Here is a 17,490-nt window from a genome sequence, read left to right as displayed (position 1 = left end):
GTGGAGGAAATGACACGGGCGGCAACGAAAATAGTGCGCAGGCTTAGCATTCCGGCTCATTTCTCGCTAACGTCGAGCCTGTGACGACTAACTCAGGAACCATTGCCGCATCGAAGGAAAAGCCGCAGGGCCGCATCACGGACGGCCTGCGGTTTGGACGTTTCCCCATCACGGCTGTGCAGCCCGTGGTGGAGGGTGGAAAGTTCCCTGCCAAGGCCCTGCCTGGCGAGGGAATCGTGGTGGGCGCCACCGCGTTCCGGGAGGGGCACGACCAGCTTGGGGTCAGTGCAGTGCTCCTGGATCCGGCAGGCCAGGAACGGCAGCGCGTCAGGCTCGCGCCGCCCCGCGGGGAACGCGGCATGGGGACGGACCGGTGGGAAGGCGTCCTCACGCCGTCGGAACCGGGCAACTGGTCCTTCGTCATCGAAGCCTGGCACGACCGCTACGGCACGTGGCACCACAACGCGGAAGTAAAGGTGGAAGCCGGCATCGACGTCGAGCTGATGCTCGCCGAGGGTGCCGCGTTGCTCCACGAAGCTGCCGGCGACGACTCCCGCAGCGAGTGGGACAGGGGCGTCCTCCGGGACGCCGCCGACAAGCTGGCCGACCCTTCCCTCAGCACGGAGGAGCGCCTGGGCGCCGGATTCAGCCACGCGGTCACCGGCGTTGTCGCGCACCAGCCGATCCGGGAACTGGTCACCGTCTCCGAGCAGTACCCTTTGCTGGTTGAGCGGGATCTGGCCGGCCGGGGAGCCTGGTACGAGTTCTTCCCCCGCTCCGAAGGCGCAGTCAAGGACCACAACACGGGCGCCTGGACTTCGGGCAACTTCCGCACCGCCGCGCAACGGCTCGACGCTGTTGCCGCCATGGGTTTCGACGTTCTGTACATGCCCCCCATCCATCCGATCGGCGTCCAGCACCGCAAGGGGCCCAACAACACACTCATCGCGGGCCCGAACGATCCCGGCTCCCCCTGGGCAATCGGCGCTAAGGAGGGCGGCCACGACGCCATCCACCCCGATCTTGGGACCTTTGAGGACTTTGACGCCTTCGTGGCGCGGGCTAATGAACTTGGCTTGGAAGTTGCCCTTGACCTGGCCCTGCAGGCCGCCCCGGACCATCCGTGGGTGGAGTCACATCCCGAATGGTTTACCACCCGGGTGGATGGCAGTATCGCTTATGCGGAAAACCCGCCCAAGAAGTACCAGGACATATATCCGCTGAATTTCGATAATGACCCGGAGGGGCTCTCCAACGAAATTCTACGTATTGTCCTGCTCTGGGTCAGCCACGGCGTAAAGATTTTCCGCGTGGACAACCCGCACACCAAACCAGTGTGGTTCTGGGAGTGGCTTATTGCCCAAGTCAATAAGCAGGTTCCGGGGGTTGTGTTCCTCGCAGAGGCCTTCACCCGTCCCGCCATGATGCACGCACTGGGCCGCGCCGGCTTCCAGCAGTCCTACACCTACTTCACCTGGCGCAACACCAAGAAGGAGATCGAGCAGTACTTCAACGAGGTCAGCCACGAGTCGTCGGCTTTCTTCCGGCCCAACTTCTTTGTGAACACGCCGGACATCCTCACCGAATACCTCCAGTTCGGCGGGCCCGCGGCGTTCAAGATCAGGGCGGCCCTGGCGTCCACGGCAAGCCCGCTGTGGGGTGTCTACGCGGGGTATGAGCTGTACGAGCATGTCGCCCGGCCAGGGGCCGAGGAGTACATCGACAACGAGAAGTTCGAGTACAAGGCACGGGACTGGGATGCGGCCGCCCAGTCGGGGAGGACTCTTGCTCCGTACATCACGCGGTTGAATGAGTTGCGGCACACGCATCCGGCGCTGCAGGACCTGCAGAACCTGACGGTGCACCACAGCACTGACGATTCAACAGTGGTGTACTCCAAGCACAAGACCCTCGCCGACGGATCCAAGGACACCATCATCGTGGTGGTCAACGTGGATCCCCACGTCACCAAGGAATGCAGTGTCTCGCTGGACCTTGCGGCCCTGGAGCTGGACCCGCAGGACCTCACCCCGAACGGCGGCTTCCACGTGGACGACCTCATCTCCGGTGAAAGCTGGGAATGGGGCGAGTACAACTACGTACGCCTGGACCCGCATGTTGAGCCGGCGCACATCCTCAGCGTGAGGAGAATGCATCAGTGAGTTTTAACCCGCAAAGTTCGGGCCAGCATTTCACGCCGAAGAGCACCTTCGAACTGAATGCGCCGGGCCTGCAGCACGATCCGCTGTGGTACCGGAAAGCCGTTTTTTACGAGGTCCTCGTGAGAGCTTTTGCGGATGCCAACGGTGACGGTTCCGGGGATTTCTCCGGCCTCATCGACAGGCTTGACTACCTGCAGTGGCTGGGCGTGGACTGTCTCTGGCTGCCGCCGTTCTTCCAGTCGCCGCTGCGTGACGGCGGCTACGACATTTCGGACTACAACTCTGTCCTGGACGAGTTCGGCACCATCACGGACTTCAAGCGGCTGGTTGCCGAGGCACATGCCAGGGGAGTGCGGGTCATCATCGACCTGCCCCTTAACCACACCTCCGACCAGCACCCCTGGTTCCAGGAATCGCGGAAGGACCCGGACGGACCGTTCGGCGACTTCTACGTCTGGAGCGATACGGACGAGAAGTACCAGGACGCCCGGATCATCTTCGTGGACACCGAGGAATCGAACTGGACCTTCGACCCCATCCGCCGGCAGTTCTTCTGGCATCGGTTTTTCAGCCACCAGCCGGACCTGAACTTTGAGAACCCCAAGGTCATTGACGCACTCTTCGATGTAGTCCGGTTCTGGCTGGACCAGGGCATCGACGGGTTCCGCGCCGACGCCATCCCCTACCTCTTCGAGGAAGAGGGGACCAACTGCGAGAACCTGCCAGCCACCCATGAGTTCCTCCGCAAACTCCGGGCCATGGTGGACGAAAGCTACCCCGGACGCGTCATTATTGCCGAGGCGAACCAGCCGCCCAACGAAGTGGTGGAGTATTTCGGAACGGAAACCGAACCCGAGTGCCACATGGCGTTCCACTTCCCGATCATGCCGCGGCTGTACTACGCGCTCCGGGATCAGAAGGCCGCCCCCATCATCGAGACGATGCAGGACACGCCCGACATTCCCGAGGGCGCCCAGTGGGGCACCTTCCTGCGCAACCACGACGAGTTGACCCTTGAAATGGTCACCGCCGATGAGCGCGCAGCGATGCTCGGTTGGTATGCGCCGGACCCCCGGATGCGTGCCAACATCGGCATCCGCCGCCGGCTCGCACCCCTGCTGGACAACTCCCGGGCGGAGATCGAGCTGATCCACGCCCTGCTGCTGTCGCTGCCCGGCAGCCCGTTCCTGTACTACGGGGACGAGATCGGCATGGGGGACAACATCTGGCTGGAGGACCGGGACGCCGTCCGGACTCCCATGCAGTGGAACCCCGACCGGAATGCGGGCTTCTCCAACGCGGACCCGGGCAAACTCTACCTGCCGGTCATCCAGTCGCTGGTCTACAACTACAACATGGCAAACGTTGAGGCCGAGGCCGCCCACTCGGGGTCCCTGCTTCGCTGGACGCGCCAGATCCTCAGCGTCCGCAAGAACCATCCTGCCTTCGGCCTGGGCTCCTTCAAGCACGTCGAGGCCGATCATGACGCCGTGCTGGCCTACCTCCGTGAGTTGCCCAACGGCAACGCCGCCGGGGTGGACGGCGAATCCATTCTGTGTGCTTTCAACCTGTCCCAGCATCCAGTGGCCGCAAGGCTGCGTATCCCCGATTACGGCGGACGCGGCCTTCGTGATGTATTTGGCGGCCAGCCATTTCCTGGCATCAACGAGGACGGGACGCTGACGCTGACTCTCGGCAGCCACGATTTCTTCTGGCTGCGGATCCGGTCAGCGGCGTCCAATCCTTCGTCCCCCTATACGCAGGCAATGCCGATCCTCTCGATTGAGAACTGACATGAACCAGCCCATCCTTACCCCCGCCCTCACCGCGTTGCTTCAGGAATGGCTTCCAAGGCAGCGCTGGTTCCCCGTAAAGACGCCCGGCTTCGAGCTGTCCCAGGCGGGCAGCCTGGGGCTGGACGATCCCTCCGGCCACGCAGGGCTCGCCGTGTTCCTCCTGAAGGTGACCACCAGAGGAGCCGACGGCGGCCGCCGCACTGACGTGGTCCAGGTCCCCTTGAGTTTCCGGCCGGCGCCGGCGGCGGGGATGGAGCGCGCGCTGGTCGGGGAGGCCGCCGGGACGGATCCGTCCAGGCCATGGGTTTACGACGCTGTCCATGATCCGGATTTCGTGGGCGGCTGGCTGGACCTGATGCGCACCGAGGACAAGGCCCCCAGCGGTACCGCCTCAGGGTTCCGCGCGCCAGGGAACCACCGGCTTCCCACCGCGCGCGGCGTGGTGAAGGTCCTCTCCGGGGAGCAGTCCAACAGTTCAGTGATTGTGGACGACGGCGAATCGGCCGCCATCGTGAAGTTCTTCCGCGTCCTGTCGGAGGGGACAAACCCCGAGGTTGAGGTGGGTGCTGCCCTCACGTCTGCAGGGACCACTGAGGTTCCGGCGACGCTGGGCTGGGTCCGTGGCGAGTGGCTGGCGCAGGGCACGCCGCCTTCCGACGGCCCGGGCTCCGGTTCCCGTTACGTCCAGGGCGAGCTGGCGGTGGCGCATGAATTCCTGGCGGGCGGACGTGATGCATGGCGGCTGGCAGTTGACGCGGCCAGGTCCGGAACCGACTTTACTGCTGAGGCGCGTGCACTGGGAGCAGCCACGGCAACGGTCCATCGCCGCCTTGCAGAGGCACTTGGGCAGTCGGCAGAGGCTGAACCCGGCAAGGTGATTGCCCCTGCAGTAGCCCAGCGCGTCCGGCAGGCATGGGCGGAAGCCGCCTCCGCCGTCGGCCCCTATGACGACGCGCTGGATGAGCTCCTCCGTGGGCTGGATGGAGTCGCCGCAGGTCCGCTCCAGCGGATCCACGGCGACCTCCACCTTGGCCAGATCCTCCAGGTCCCCGGACAAGCCGGAAATCCGGCCCGATGGGCCATCCTCGACTTCGAAGGCGAACCGCTGCGCCCCATTGCGGAGCGAAACGTTCCCGACGTTCCCCTGCGGGATGTCGTGGGGATGCTGCGGTCTTTCGACTATGCGGCGGGAGCTGCCCATCGAGAACAGGAAGGCGCCAAAGTGCCGGCCTCCTGGGTCGACGACTGCGCCGAGGCCTTCCTTGCCGGGTATGCGGGTGTCACGCCCGGCACCGTGGACATGGACTCGCCCCTGTTTGTGGCATTGTGGCTGGACAAGGCACTGTACGAAGTAGTTTATGAAATGCGTAACAGGCCCGACTGGCTGGCGATCCCTGTGAACGCCTCCAGGCGGCTCCTCAGCGGTAACGGCGCCGGCGACCAGGCCGGGGCAGCATCGGAAGGTAACGAAATGACAGGCTCAGCACGAACGGACCGTCCGGGGGTGCCGCTGCACGTGGATGCGGGCACCCTGGGCAAGCTCGCGAACGGTGAACACCACGCCCCCCATTCCATCCTGGGCGCGCACCTGGACGACTACGGCCACGTCACCATCCGTACCGTGAAGCATCTGGCGGAAGCCGTTACGGTTATCACTGCAGCCGGCGAGATCCCGATGGAGCATGAAGCCCACGGCGTGTGGGTGGCCGTTATGGAGCCGCTGCAGCACGGGCACGTCCCGGATTACCGCCTGGCCGTAACCTACCCCGGCGTTGAGCCGGTCACCGTCGACGAACCCTACCGCTACCTGCCCACCGTGGGTGAAGTTGACCTGCACCTCATTGGTGAAGGCCGGCACGAGAAACTCTGGGAAGTCCTGGGCGCCCACGTCCAGCACTACAAGTCGTCGCTCGGAGACGTGGACGGTGTGTCCTTTGCCGTCTGGGCCCCCAACGCACAGGCTGTGCGCGTTATTGGTGACTTCAACGCCTGGGACGGGCGCGAAAACTCGCTCCGCTCCCTTGGTTCCTCCGGCGTGTGGGAAATTTTCGTTCCGGGTGTTGCAGCAGGGGCGTGCTACAAATTCCAGATCCGGACCAAGGCCGGCCACTGGGTTGAGAAAGCTGACCCGCTTGCCTTCGGCACCGAGGTTCCCCCGCTGACGGCCTCACGGGTGGTGGAGCCCTCGTACGCCTTCAAGGACGACGAGTGGATGGAGGCCCGGGCCAAGCGGGATCCGCACAACTCGGCCATGAGCGTCTACGAAGTCCACCTCGGTTCCTGGAAGCTTGGGCTCGGCTACCGGGAACTGGCCAAGGAACTGGTGGACTACGTCAAGTGGCTTGGCTTCACCCACGTGGAGTTCATGCCGGTGGCCGAACACCCCTTCGGCGGATCGTGGGGCTACCAGGTCACCTCGTACTTTGCCCCCACCTCCAGGTTCGGGCACCCTGACGAATTCCGGTACCTGGTGGACGCACTCCACCAGGCCGGCATCGGGGTTTTGCTGGACTGGGTGCCCGCGCACTTTCCCAAGGACGCCTGGGCCCTGGCGCAGTTCGACGGCGAGCCCCTGTACGAGCACGCTGATCCCTCACTGGGTGAGCACCCTGACTGGGGCACGCTGATCTTCGACTTCGGCCGCACCGAGGTCCGCAACTTCCTCGTAGCCAATGCCCTGTACTGGCTGGACGAGTTCCACATTGACGGCCTGCGTGTCGACGCTGTGGCCTCCATGCTCTACCTGGACTACTCCCGTGAGGAGGGCCAGTGGCGGCCCAACCGGTTCGGCGGCCGGGAAAACCTCGAAGCCATCTCGTTCCTGCAGGAAGTCAACGCCACGGTATACAAGACGCACCCTGGTGCTGTCATGATCGCTGAGGAATCCACAGCCTTCCCTGGCGTTACGGCTCCGACCAGCCACGGCGGCCTGGGCTTTGGCCTCAAATGGAACATGGGCTGGATGCACGACTCGCTCAAGTACGCGTCCGAGGACCCGGTAAACCGCAAGTGGCACCACGGCACGGTCACCTTTTCCCTGGTCTACGCCTTCACGGAAAACTTCCTGCTCCCCATCAGCCACGATGAGGTAGTCCACGGCAAGGGCTCCATGCTCCGCAAGATGCCGGGCGACCGTTGGCAGCAGCTGGCAAACCTTCGTGCCTTCCTGGCGTACCAGTGGGCCCACCCGGGCAAGCAGCTCATCTTTATGGGCACCGAATTCGGCCAGGAAGCGGAATGGTCCGAACAGCACGGGCTCGACTGGTGGCTCGCGGACATTCCCGCCCACAAGGGGGTCCAGCTGCTGACCAAGGACCTCAATGAGCTGTACGCTTCCACCCCCGCGCTGTACACCCGGGACAACGAGCCCGGCGGCTTCCAATGGATCAACGGAGGAGACGCGGACCGCAACGTGCTCTCCTTCATCCGCTGGGACAAAGAGGGCAACCCCCTGGTCTGCGCCATCAACTTCTCGGGCGCGCCGCACGCCGGCTACACCCTGGGAGTACCTGAGCCGGGTGCCTGGACAGAGGTGCTGAATACCGATGCCACCACCTATGGCGGATCAGGTGTGCTGAACGCAGGGGAGCTGAAGGCAACGGACGAGGGGCAGGACGGGCAACCGGCCACCTTGAGCGTTACCCTCCCGCCGCTCGGCGCTGCATACTTCAAGCCGGGATCAGCAGCGTCCGCCTGATCCTGCTTGAACTTTCGAAAAGGCCCGGAATCCTTATGGTTCCGGGCCTTTTCGCTGCTCTGGCCGCCTACCCCGGGGAGGTCGAAGGCGCCGGGTTGGCTATCTCCGGAGAGTGGTGGTAGAGTTTATTTCCGCGCTGCTCCACGAAGTCAGACGGAAAAACCGACAACAAAGCCTCAGGCTGAAGGATGTCGCGGACGCCGGTTTGACAAGAGAGAGTCCAGCGGGTAAGTTTGAAAAGTTGCTCCGGAGCGATCCTGAACCGTTTGGTTGGGTGGTGCCGGGTGTGTCTGTTGTTTGAGAACTCAATAGTGTGCCAAGTTTGTTGATACCGATTTGTTTTATGAATTGGTTGAATTTGCCGGGCTGCCCGCCCCTGTGGGTGGTCTGGTTTTTACAGCTGGTTTCAAATTTTGTGCGGCCTTTTGGTCCCGTTTTCCCGGGGCTGGGGGTTGTGTCTGTTTTGTTTTACTTCAACGGAGAGTTTGATCCTGGCTCAGGATGAACGCTGGCGGCGTGCTTAACACATGCAAGTCGAACGATGATCCCCAGCTTGCTGGGGGGATTAGTGGCGAACGGGTGAGTAACACGTGAGTAACCTGCCCTTAACTCTGGGATAAGCCTGGGAAACTGGGTCTAATACCGGATATGACTCCTCATCGCATGGTGGGGGGTGGAAAGCTTTTTGTGGTTTTGGATGGACTCGCGGCCTATCAGCTTGTTGGTGAGGTAATGGCTTACCAAGGCGACGACGGGTAGCCGGCCTGAGAGGGTGACCGGCCACACTGGGACTGAGACACGGCCCAGACTCCTACGGGAGGCAGCAGTGGGGAATATTGCACAATGGGCGCAAGCCTGATGCAGCGACGCCGCGTGAGGGATGACGGCCTTCGGGTTGTAAACCTCTTTCAGTAGGGAAGAAGCGAAAGTGACGGTACCTGCAGAAGAAGCGCCGGCTAACTACGTGCCAGCAGCCGCGGTAATACGTAGGGCGCAAGCGTTATCCGGAATTATTGGGCGTAAAGAGCTCGTAGGCGGTTTGTCGCGTCTGCCGTGAAAGTCCGGGGCTCAACTCCGGATCTGCGGTGGGTACGGGCAGACTAGAGTGATGTAGGGGAGACTGGAATTCCTGGTGTAGCGGTGAAATGCGCAGATATCAGGAGGAACACCGATGGCGAAGGCAGGTCTCTGGGCATTAACTGACGCTGAGGAGCGAAAGCATGGGGAGCGAACAGGATTAGATACCCTGGTAGTCCATGCCGTAAACGTTGGGCACTAGGTGTGGGGGACATTCCACGTTTTCCGCGCCGTAGCTAACGCATTAAGTGCCCCGCCTGGGGAGTACGGCCGCAAGGCTAAAACTCAAAGGAATTGACGGGGGCCCGCACAAGCGGCGGAGCATGCGGATTAATTCGATGCAACGCGAAGAACCTTACCAAGGCTTGACATGAACCGGTAAGACCTGGAAACAGGTCCCCCGCTTGCGGTCGGTTTACAGGTGGTGCATGGTTGTCGTCAGCTCGTGTCGTGAGATGTTGGGTTAAGTCCCGCAACGAGCGCAACCCTCGTTCTATGTTGCCAGCACGTGATGGTGGGGACTCATAGGAGACTGCCGGGGTCAACTCGGAGGAAGGTGGGGACGACGTCAAATCATCATGCCCCTTATGTCTTGGGCTTCACGCATGCTACAATGGCCGGTACAAAGGGTTGCGATACTGTGAGGTGGAGCTAATCCCAAAAAGCCGGTCTCAGTTCGGATTGGGGTCTGCAACTCGACCCCATGAAGTCGGAGTCGCTAGTAATCGCAGATCAGCAACGCTGCGGTGAATACGTTCCCGGGCCTTGTACACACCGCCCGTCAAGTCACGAAAGTTGGTAACACCCGAAGCCGGTGGCCTAACCCCTTGTGGGAGGGAGCTGTCGAAGGTGGGACTGGCGATTGGGACTAAGTCGTAACAAGGTAGCCGTACCGGAAGGTGCGGCTGGATCACCTCCTTTCTAAGGAGCACCTACAGACCTGTTCATGCCGCGTATGTGGTGGTGGGGGTTTGTCAGGAGTATATGCCCGTTGCGCAGACGCAAGTTCTGCGGCGGGTGCTCATGGGTGGAATATCAACGAATAGGTGCCTGGTGGCATGGACCGGCTTGTTAGTACGGACGCTCGTGAGTGTCCAGGAAAGCTTGCCGGATCGTTTCTGCCGGGTAGTGTTTGGCACACTGTTGGGTCCTGAGGCAACAGGGCTGTGGACTGGTCCCCGTGTGGGGTTGGTTTGCGGGTTTGTTTGTTTCTGGTTTCCTGGCTGCACCGATTACACGGTTGTTCTTCGCTTTTGGCGGGGGTTGTGTGGGGTGTGTGGTTTGGGGTTGTTGTTTGAGAACTACATAGTGGACGCGAGCATCTTTTATAAGAAGCAATTTCCAAGAATATGAACCTGGATCTGGCTGCGCGTGATGATGGCCCTCTTTTTGGGGGTGGTTGTTGGGTGTGGTTGGTTTTCGTGGTTCTCTCGAAAATTACTGATTGATCTTTTGTGGTCAAGTTTTTAAGAGCACACGGTGGATGCCTTGGCATTAGGAGCCGACGAAGGACGTAGGAATCTGCGATAAGCCTGGGGGAGTCGATAACCGGACTGTGATCCCAGGGTGTCCGAATGGGGAAACCCCGCCAGACGCGCGAGTGATCTGGTGACCCGCATCTGAACACATAGGGTGCGTGGAGGGAACGCGGGGAAGTGAAACATCTCAGTACCCGCAGGAAGAGAAAACAATAGTGATTCCGTTAGTAGTGGCGAGCGAACGCGGATCAGGCTAAACCGTTCCATGTGTGATAGCCGGCGGGCGTTGCATGGTCGGGGTTGTGGGACTTTCCATACCAATTCTGCCGGGTTGGTGGGGTGTGATGTGCAGGCATAGGTGAACGGTCTTGAAAGGCCGGCCAGAGAGGGTGTGAGCCCCGTAACCGAAATGTTGTGTACCGCCCGGATGAGTATCCCAAGTAGCACGGGGCCCGAGAAATCCCGTGTGAATCTGTCAGGACCACCTGATAAGCCTAAATACTCCCTAATGACCGATAGCGGACCAGTACCGTGAGGGAAAGGTGAAAAGTACCCCGGGAGGGGAGTGAAACAGTACCTGAAACCGTGTGCTTACAATCCGTCGGAGCAGCCTTGTAGTTGTGACGGCGTGCCTTTTGAAGAATGAGCCTGCGAGTTAGTGTTACGTCGCGAGGTTAACCCGTGTGGGGAAGCCGTAGCGAAAGCGAGTCTGAATAGGGCGTTGCAGTGGCGTGATCTAGACCCGAAGCGAAGTGATCTACCCATGGCCAGGTTGAAGCGACGGTAAGACGTCGTGGAGGACCGAACCCACTTCAGTTGAAAATGGAGGGGATGAGCTGTGGGTAGGGGTGAAAGGCCAATCAAACTTCGTGATAGCTGGTTCTCCCCGAAATGCATTTAGGTGCAGCGTTGCGTGTTTCTTACCGGAGGTAGAGCTACTGGATGGCTAATGGGCCCTACAAGGTTACTGACGTCAGCCAAACTCCGAATGCCGGTAAGTGAGAGCGCAGCAGTGAGACTGTGGGGGATAAGCTTCATAGTCGAGAGGGAAACAGCCCAGACCACCAACTAAGGCCCCTAAGCGTGTGCTAAGTGGGAAAGGATGTGGAGTTGCGAAGACAACCAGGAGGTTGGCTTAGAAGCAGCCATCCTTAAAAGAGTGCGTAATAGCTCACTGGTCAAGTGATTCCGCGCCGACAATGTAGCGGGGCTCAAGTACACCGCCGAAGTTGTGGCATTCAGATATTAGCTAAGCCCTTGTGGTTCAGGCGTCTGGATGGGTAGGGGAGCGTCGTGTGGGCAGTGAAGTCGCGGTGTAAACCAGCGGTGGAGCCTACACGAGTGAGAATGCAGGCATGAGTAGCGAAAGACGGGTGAGAAACCCGTCCGCCGAATGATCAAGGGTTCCAGGGTCAAGCTAATCTGCCCTGGGTAAGTCGGGACCTAAGGCGAGGCCGACAGGCGTAGTCGATGGACAACGGGTTGATATTCCCGTACCGGCGAAAAACCGCCCATGCTGAACAGGGGATACTAACTGCCCGAGACCTGCCTGACACCCCTTGTGGGTGAAGGGTTTTGGTGGAGCGCAGGACCTGATCCTGGGAGGCAAGCGTATTAACAGGTGTGACGCAGGAAGGTAGCCAAGCCGGGCGATGGTTGTCCCGGTCTAAGGATGTAGGGCGAACGGTAGGCAAATCCGCTGTTCATGATGCCTGAGATCTGATGGGACCCCCGTTTGGGGGGATTTGGTGATCCTATGCTGCCGAGAAAAGCATCGACGCGAGGTTTTAGCCGCCCGTACCCCAAACCGACACAGGTGATCAGGTAGAGAATACTAAGGCGATCGAGAGAATTATGGTTAAGGAACTCGGCAAAATGCCCCCGTAACTTCGGGAGAAGGGGGGCCCCAACCTTGATGGAACCATGCGTTCCGGAGGGGATCGGGGCCGCAGAGACCAGGGGGAAGCGACTGTTTACTAAAAACACAGGTCCGTGCGAAGTCGCAAGACGATGTATACGGACTGACTCCTGCCCGGTGCTGGAAGGTTAAGAGGACCGGTTAGCCGCAAGGCGAAGCTGAGAATTTAAGCCCCAGTAAACGGCGGTGGTAACTATAACCATCCTAAGGTAGCGAAATTCCTTGTCGGGTAAGTTCCGACCTGCACGAATGGAGTAACGACTTCCCCGCTGTCTCAACCATAAACTCGGCGAAATTGCAGTACGAGTAAAGATGCTCGTTACGCGCAGCAGGACGGAAAGACCCCGAGACCTTTACTATAGTTTGGTATTGGTGTTCGGAGTGGCTTGTGTAGGATAGGTGGGAGACGTTGAAGCCCGGACGCCAGTTCGGGTGGAGTCATCGTTGAAATACCACTCTGGTCACTTTGGACATCTAACTTCGGCCCGTAATCCGGGTCAGGGACAGTGCCTGATGGGTAGTTTAACTGGGGCGGTTGCCTCCTAAAAAGTAACGGAGGCGCCCAAAGGTTCCCTCAGCCTGGTTGGCAATCAGGTGTCGAGTGTAAGTGCACAAGGGAGCTTGACTGTGAGAGAGACATCTCGAGCAGGGACGAAAGTCGGGACTAGTGATCCGGCGGTACATTGTGGAATGGCCGTCGCTCAACGGATAAAAGGTACCTCGGGGATAACAGGCTGATCTTGCCCAAGAGTCCATATCGACGGCATGGTTTGGCACCTCGATGTCGGCTCGTCGCATCCTGGGGCTGGAGTAGGTCCCAAGGGTTGGGCTGTTCGCCCATTAAAGCGGTACGCGAGCTGGGTTTAGAACGTCGTGAGACAGTTCGGTCCCTATCCGCTGCGCGCGCAGGAAATTTGAGAAGGGCTGTCCTTAGTACGAGAGGACCGGGACGGACGAACCTCTGGTGTGTCAGTTGTACTGCCAAGTGCACCGCTGATTAGCTACGTTCGGATGGGATAACCGCTGAAAGCATCTAAGCGGGAAGCTCGCTTCAAGATGAGATTTCCATACACCTTGTGTGTGAGAGGCCCCCAGCCAGACCACTGGGTTGATAGGCCGGATGTGGAAGCGAGGACTAACGACTCGTGAAGCTGACCGGTACTAATAGGCCGATAACTTACACCACACACCCTCTTCGTGAACGATTCAAAAGACGTTCACACCATGAAGCAGGGTAAAAAGATAACAAGACTGCTTGCGTCCACTATGTGGTTCCCGAACAACAAACCAAACCGGTACGTTGTCCAGGGAACAAACCACAATTGAATAACAACACCACACTGCCCTGATACGGCAGAAGCAAATGTTGTAACCACACGAGATTTCCCACACCACCCCCAAGGGGCTGGTGCCGGGTAAAAGGGTTACGGCGGTCATAGCGTGGGGGAAACGCCCGGTCCCATTCCGAACCCGGAAGCTAAGACCCACAGCGCCGATGGTACTGCACCCGGGAGGGTGTGGGAGAGTAGGTCACCGCCGGACATACATTAGAGCAGGGCCCTGACAAACGACGTCAGGGCCCTGCCGCACTTAACCAACAAACACCACCATCAAGGTATCCGGGTCGAAGGCTCTGGCCCCACCCCTGGCGCACACTCCGGAATGCAACCCGCCATCACCGCCTGCGGGGTACGGCGCGACCCGCCGTCACCTCCCCGCGGCAGCAGCGCCGTCGAACGCACTCCAAACCGCCGGCCAGTCACGCCAAAACTGCAGAAGAAGCTGATAGAGCTGGGGCGTCCCCCGGCAGGGGGCAGGAGCTGATGGGGCGTCGCGGGAGGGGCGGCGCGGGTAAAGTTGAACACCATGGATAGCCTCTTCAGCCACGGCAGCGAACAATTCGGAAGCGATGACAAGAGCGCCATCGAGCTGCTCGAACCTGTGGTCTATACAGTCGTAGTGCCGGGAAGCGTGTCCCACGCCTTCGCCGGCTTCACTGACCACACACACCTCTGGTGGCCGCTGGATACTTTCGGCGTGTACGGTGCGGGATCCTATGTAGAGTTCGAGGAAAACCTCATCCTTGAAACAGCTGACGACGGCCGGACCAGCATCTGGGGCACCCTCGACGACTGGCAACCACCGCTGTCCTTCCACGCCACGTGGCACCCCGGCTCCAGCGCTCTGTGGTCCACGGAACTGATGGTGGTCTTCCGGGCAGTGGAGGGCGGCACGGAAGTAAGGGTGTTCCATGAGGGCTGGGAAGGTGCCGAAAACCCGGCCACAGCGCGCGCACAGTACGTTGCCGCCTGGCCGCTGATTCTTGCCAAGTATTGCCGCTTTATGGGCGTCCCGGATGCCGGCGGGGCGTAAGCCTGACCGCGTCCCGTGATTCCAGGTCAGGCCCGCAGTGTGGAGAAGGCAACTGCTTCGGTCAGGCCGGCGGCACCGCGGTGCTGGTCCTGATAACGAACTGCGTCGGGAACTCCTGGTCAGCCTCCGGCGCTGCCCGCCCGTCCTCGGGGTCCCCCTTGGGCTCGAGCAACTGCAGTGCGGTCCTGGCTGCCAGAGCGCCCTGCCCGCGGGCGTCCTGGTCAATGGTGGTCAGCCCGAACGTTTGACCCAATTCGTGGCCGTCCATGCCCACCACCGAGAGATCCCTTGGAACCTGCAACCCGAAGTCCCGCGCGGCGAGGATGGTGCCCACAGCCATCTCGTCCGAGGCGGCGAAGACGGCTGTGGGGCGTTCCGCGGTAGTGCCCAACAGCTTCCGGGCAGCCGTGTATGCCCCCTGGACAGTGAAGTCGGCGGCAGCCTGCCATTCAGGGCGGATGTCCAAACCGGCGGCGGCCATGGCTTTTTGGTAGCCCGCCTGCCGTATGCCCGGCAGCTTGAAATCCTGATCCAAGGCCACGTTGCCGGTGACATGGGCTATCCGGGTGTGGCCGAGCCCTACCAGGTGGTCGGTGGCCATGCGGGCCAGCCGCTCGTCGTCGATCCTTATGGTGGACGCACCGGGCAAGGTGCCGCCGATGCCCACAATGGGGCGGTGGACGGCCAGCAGCTGCTGGATCTCCGCATCGCTGAGCACCAGGGCAACGGCGATCACGGCGTCGAGGCGTTTCCGGAGCAGGAAATCGTTAAGCACGCGGTGACGGTGTCCGGGCTCGTGGCCCACGTTGTAGAGCGTCAGGTCGTAGCCGGCGTCCAAAAGGACCTCAGAAACACCCTCGAGAACCGATGAGAAGTACCACCGGTGGATCGCGGGAACCACCAGGCCAATGTTGTGGTTCCGCCCGGAGGCAAGGCTGGAGGCGTGATAAGACGGGACAAACCCCAATTCCTCTGCCGCCTCCAGCGCCAGTTTCCGGCTCTTCGCCGAGACGTTTTTTTTGCCGCTGAGTGCCCGCGAAACAGTGGCTACGGACAGGCCCGCCTTGTCAGCGACGTCCTTGATGCCCGCCATACTCACTCTGCCGCGGTATCCGGCCCAATACCGATCCAGGCGGTTTCACCGGAAGCAAGGAAGCCGTCCGTGGCTGAGGCGCTGCGGACGAGGACCTGGCCGGCTGGCATTTCCAGCGGCTCGGGGTTCAGGTTCATAAGCATCAGCGTAGTGCCGTTGACGTACGCCAGGGATGAACCGGTGCACCACTCCTCCGCCCACGCGAGCGACCCACGCCCCAGGTCCAGCTCGCGGCGGACCGCCAGCATGCGCCGGTACAGGGCGAGGTGCGATGACGGGGAGTCAGCCTGCAGGTCGCGTGCCAACCCCTTGAACGAGGAGGGCAGGGGCAGCCAGGGATCGCGGCCCGAGCCAAATCCAAGGTGGGGTTCAGCGGCGCGCCACGGCAACGGAACCCGGCAGCCGTCCCGGCCAAGCCGCTCCCCGCCTGTTCTGGCGAAGGTGGGGTCCTGGCGGAGATGCTCAGGGATGTCGATGCCGTCGGGCAGCCCGAGCTCTTCACCCTGGTAGACATAAGCGGCCCCCGGGAGCCCGAGCATAAACAGGGAGGCAGCAGCGGCCCGGTGCCGGCCCAGGGCCGTATCCGGTTGCGGATCTGCGGGCCCGATGCCGTCACCATCGCGGGGTCCATGCCCGTTGTAGCCGAAGCGGCTGGCGTGCCGGACGACGTCGTGATTGGACAGAACCCAGGTGCTGGGAGCGCCAACGGCGTCCAGGACCGTCAGGGAGTCCGTGATGACCGACCGCAGGCGATAGACGTCCAGCCCTGCGTGCAGGTACGGGAAGTTAAAGGCCTGGTGCATCTCGTCCGGCCTGACCCACTGCGCAAGCCGGGGGAGGTCAACGCTGGCCTCTGCGCAAAGAATCCGGTCCGGGCCGTACTGGTCCAGGATCCTGCGCCACCCACGGTAGATGTCGTGGATGGCCGGCTGGCCGAACATCGGTGCCTCATGGCCCGGGAAGCCGTCCGAACTTCCGCCGTCGGCCCGGCCTCCCCAAGCCGGGAGGCCAGGGGCCTTGACCAGCGCGTGAGCCACGTCCACACGGAAACCTGAAACTCCGCGGTCGAGCCAAAACCGGAGAATCCGTTCGAATTCGGCATGGACGGCGGGGTTGTCCCAGTTGAAATCTGGCTGGGATGAATCAAAAAGGTGCAGGTACCACTGCTCCGGCTGGCCGTCGGGCCCCGTGACCCGGGTCCAGGCAGGTCCGCCGAAGTGGGACTGCCAGTTGTTGGGCGGTTCATGCCCGTCATGCCCAAGGCCGTCGCGAAAGATAAACATCTCCCGTTCCCGGCTGCCGGCCGGTGCCGCAAGGGCTGCCTGGAACAACTGGTGCTGATCCGAGCAGTGGTTGGGCACCAGGTCCACAATGACGCGCAGGCCCAGCCGGTGGGATTCGGCCATCATGACGTCGAAGTCACGGAGGGTGCCGAAGATCGGGTCCACGTCGCAGTAGTCGCTGACGTCATAGCCCGCGTCGCGTTGGGGAGACCTGTAGAAGGGGGACAGCCACACGGCGTCCACTCCGAGGTCCGCCAGGTGCGGCAGTTCCTCCGTAATCCCCGCAAGGTCGCCGACGCCGTCGCCGTTGAGGTCACGGAACGAACGCGGGTAGACCTGGTAGATCACGGCGGAGCGCCACCAGCCGGGCTGGTTGTCCTCGGGGTGGACCAAGGTCAGCGGTCCGGTTTGAGGAGCGGTGGTGAGCGTCACAGTTTCGACAGACATAGAAGCAAGCTTAGGGGTCGGAGGCCTGAGAATGGAAACGCTTCCACGGCGAGCAGTAGGAGCACTAGTCGAAAGCAGCCTTTCCGCAGGTCAGCCCTGGAAGCGCTTGCAAGGTCTTTCTTGAGCAGGCTTTGCCAGGGAGGACCTTTCGCGCTACGGCCGCACG

At 61.4% G+C, this 17,490-nt stretch carries 6 protein-coding genes and 3 rRNA genes; 7 read left to right on the top strand and 2 right to left on the bottom strand.

The window, feature by feature from the left end; genetic code table 11:
- Nucleotides 1–80: 80 nt before the first annotated feature.
- The 7 genes from M1D32_RS15445 (at nucleotide 81) to M1D32_RS15415 (ending at nucleotide 14,501) form a co-directional block, all read left to right on the top strand.
- The gene (locus tag M1D32_RS15445; RefSeq protein ID WP_458779504.1) at nucleotides 81–2,162 is read left to right on the top strand and encodes an alpha-1,4-glucan--maltose-1-phosphate maltosyltransferase; all 2,082 of its coding nucleotides are present in this window, start codon (nucleotides 81–83) and stop codon (nucleotides 2,160–2,162) included.
- Complete coding sequence (treS, locus tag M1D32_RS15440) at nucleotides 2,159–3,955, top strand: maltose alpha-D-glucosyltransferase (RefSeq protein ID WP_458779503.1); 1,797 nt, start codon at nucleotides 2,159–2,161, stop codon at nucleotides 3,953–3,955. Before M1D32_RS15445 ends, treS begins: the two co-directional genes overlap by 4 nt.
- Before the next feature lies 1 nt (nucleotide 3,956).
- On the top strand, nucleotides 3,957–7,655 hold the full coding sequence (locus M1D32_RS15435) for a 1,4-alpha-glucan branching enzyme (protein WP_458779502.1): 3,699 nt from the start codon (nucleotides 3,957–3,959) through the stop codon (nucleotides 7,653–7,655).
- Nucleotides 7,656–8,128: 473 nt separating this feature from the next.
- Nucleotides 8,129–9,653, top strand: a 16S ribosomal RNA gene (locus M1D32_RS15430).
- Nucleotides 9,654–10,188: 535 nt separating this feature from the next.
- Nucleotides 10,189–13,314, top strand: a 23S ribosomal RNA gene (locus M1D32_RS15425).
- Nucleotides 13,315–13,553: 239 nt separating this feature from the next.
- A 5S ribosomal RNA gene (gene rrf, locus M1D32_RS15420) occupies nucleotides 13,554–13,670 on the top strand.
- Together the 16S, 23S and 5S rRNA genes form the textbook arrangement of a ribosomal RNA operon.
- A 324-nt stretch (nucleotides 13,671–13,994) precedes the next feature.
- On the top strand, nucleotides 13,995–14,501 hold the full coding sequence (locus M1D32_RS15415) for an SRPBCC family protein (RefSeq protein WP_458779501.1): 507 nt from the start codon (nucleotides 13,995–13,997) through the stop codon (nucleotides 14,499–14,501).
- Nucleotides 14,502–14,562: 61 nt separating this feature from the next.
- Here M1D32_RS15415 and M1D32_RS15410 read toward each other — a convergent pair whose 3' ends face one another.
- Together M1D32_RS15410 and M1D32_RS15405 are read right to left on the bottom strand one after the other, a co-directional pair.
- Nucleotides 14,563–15,594, bottom strand: a complete 1,032-nt coding sequence (locus M1D32_RS15410; RefSeq protein ID WP_458779500.1) for a LacI family DNA-binding transcriptional regulator — start codon at nucleotides 15,592–15,594, stop codon at nucleotides 14,563–14,565.
- A gap of 2 nt (nucleotides 15,595–15,596) precedes the next feature.
- The gene (locus tag M1D32_RS15405) at nucleotides 15,597–17,324 is read right to left on the bottom strand and encodes a glycoside hydrolase family 13 protein (RefSeq protein ID WP_458779499.1); all 1,728 of its coding nucleotides are present in this window, start codon (nucleotides 17,322–17,324) and stop codon (nucleotides 15,597–15,599) included.
- Nucleotides 17,325–17,490 lie beyond the last annotated feature (166 nt).

This window comes from Arthrobacter sp. D3-16 (assembly GCF_054408515.1).
This window is presented reverse-complemented; position numbering and strand designations above follow the sequence as displayed.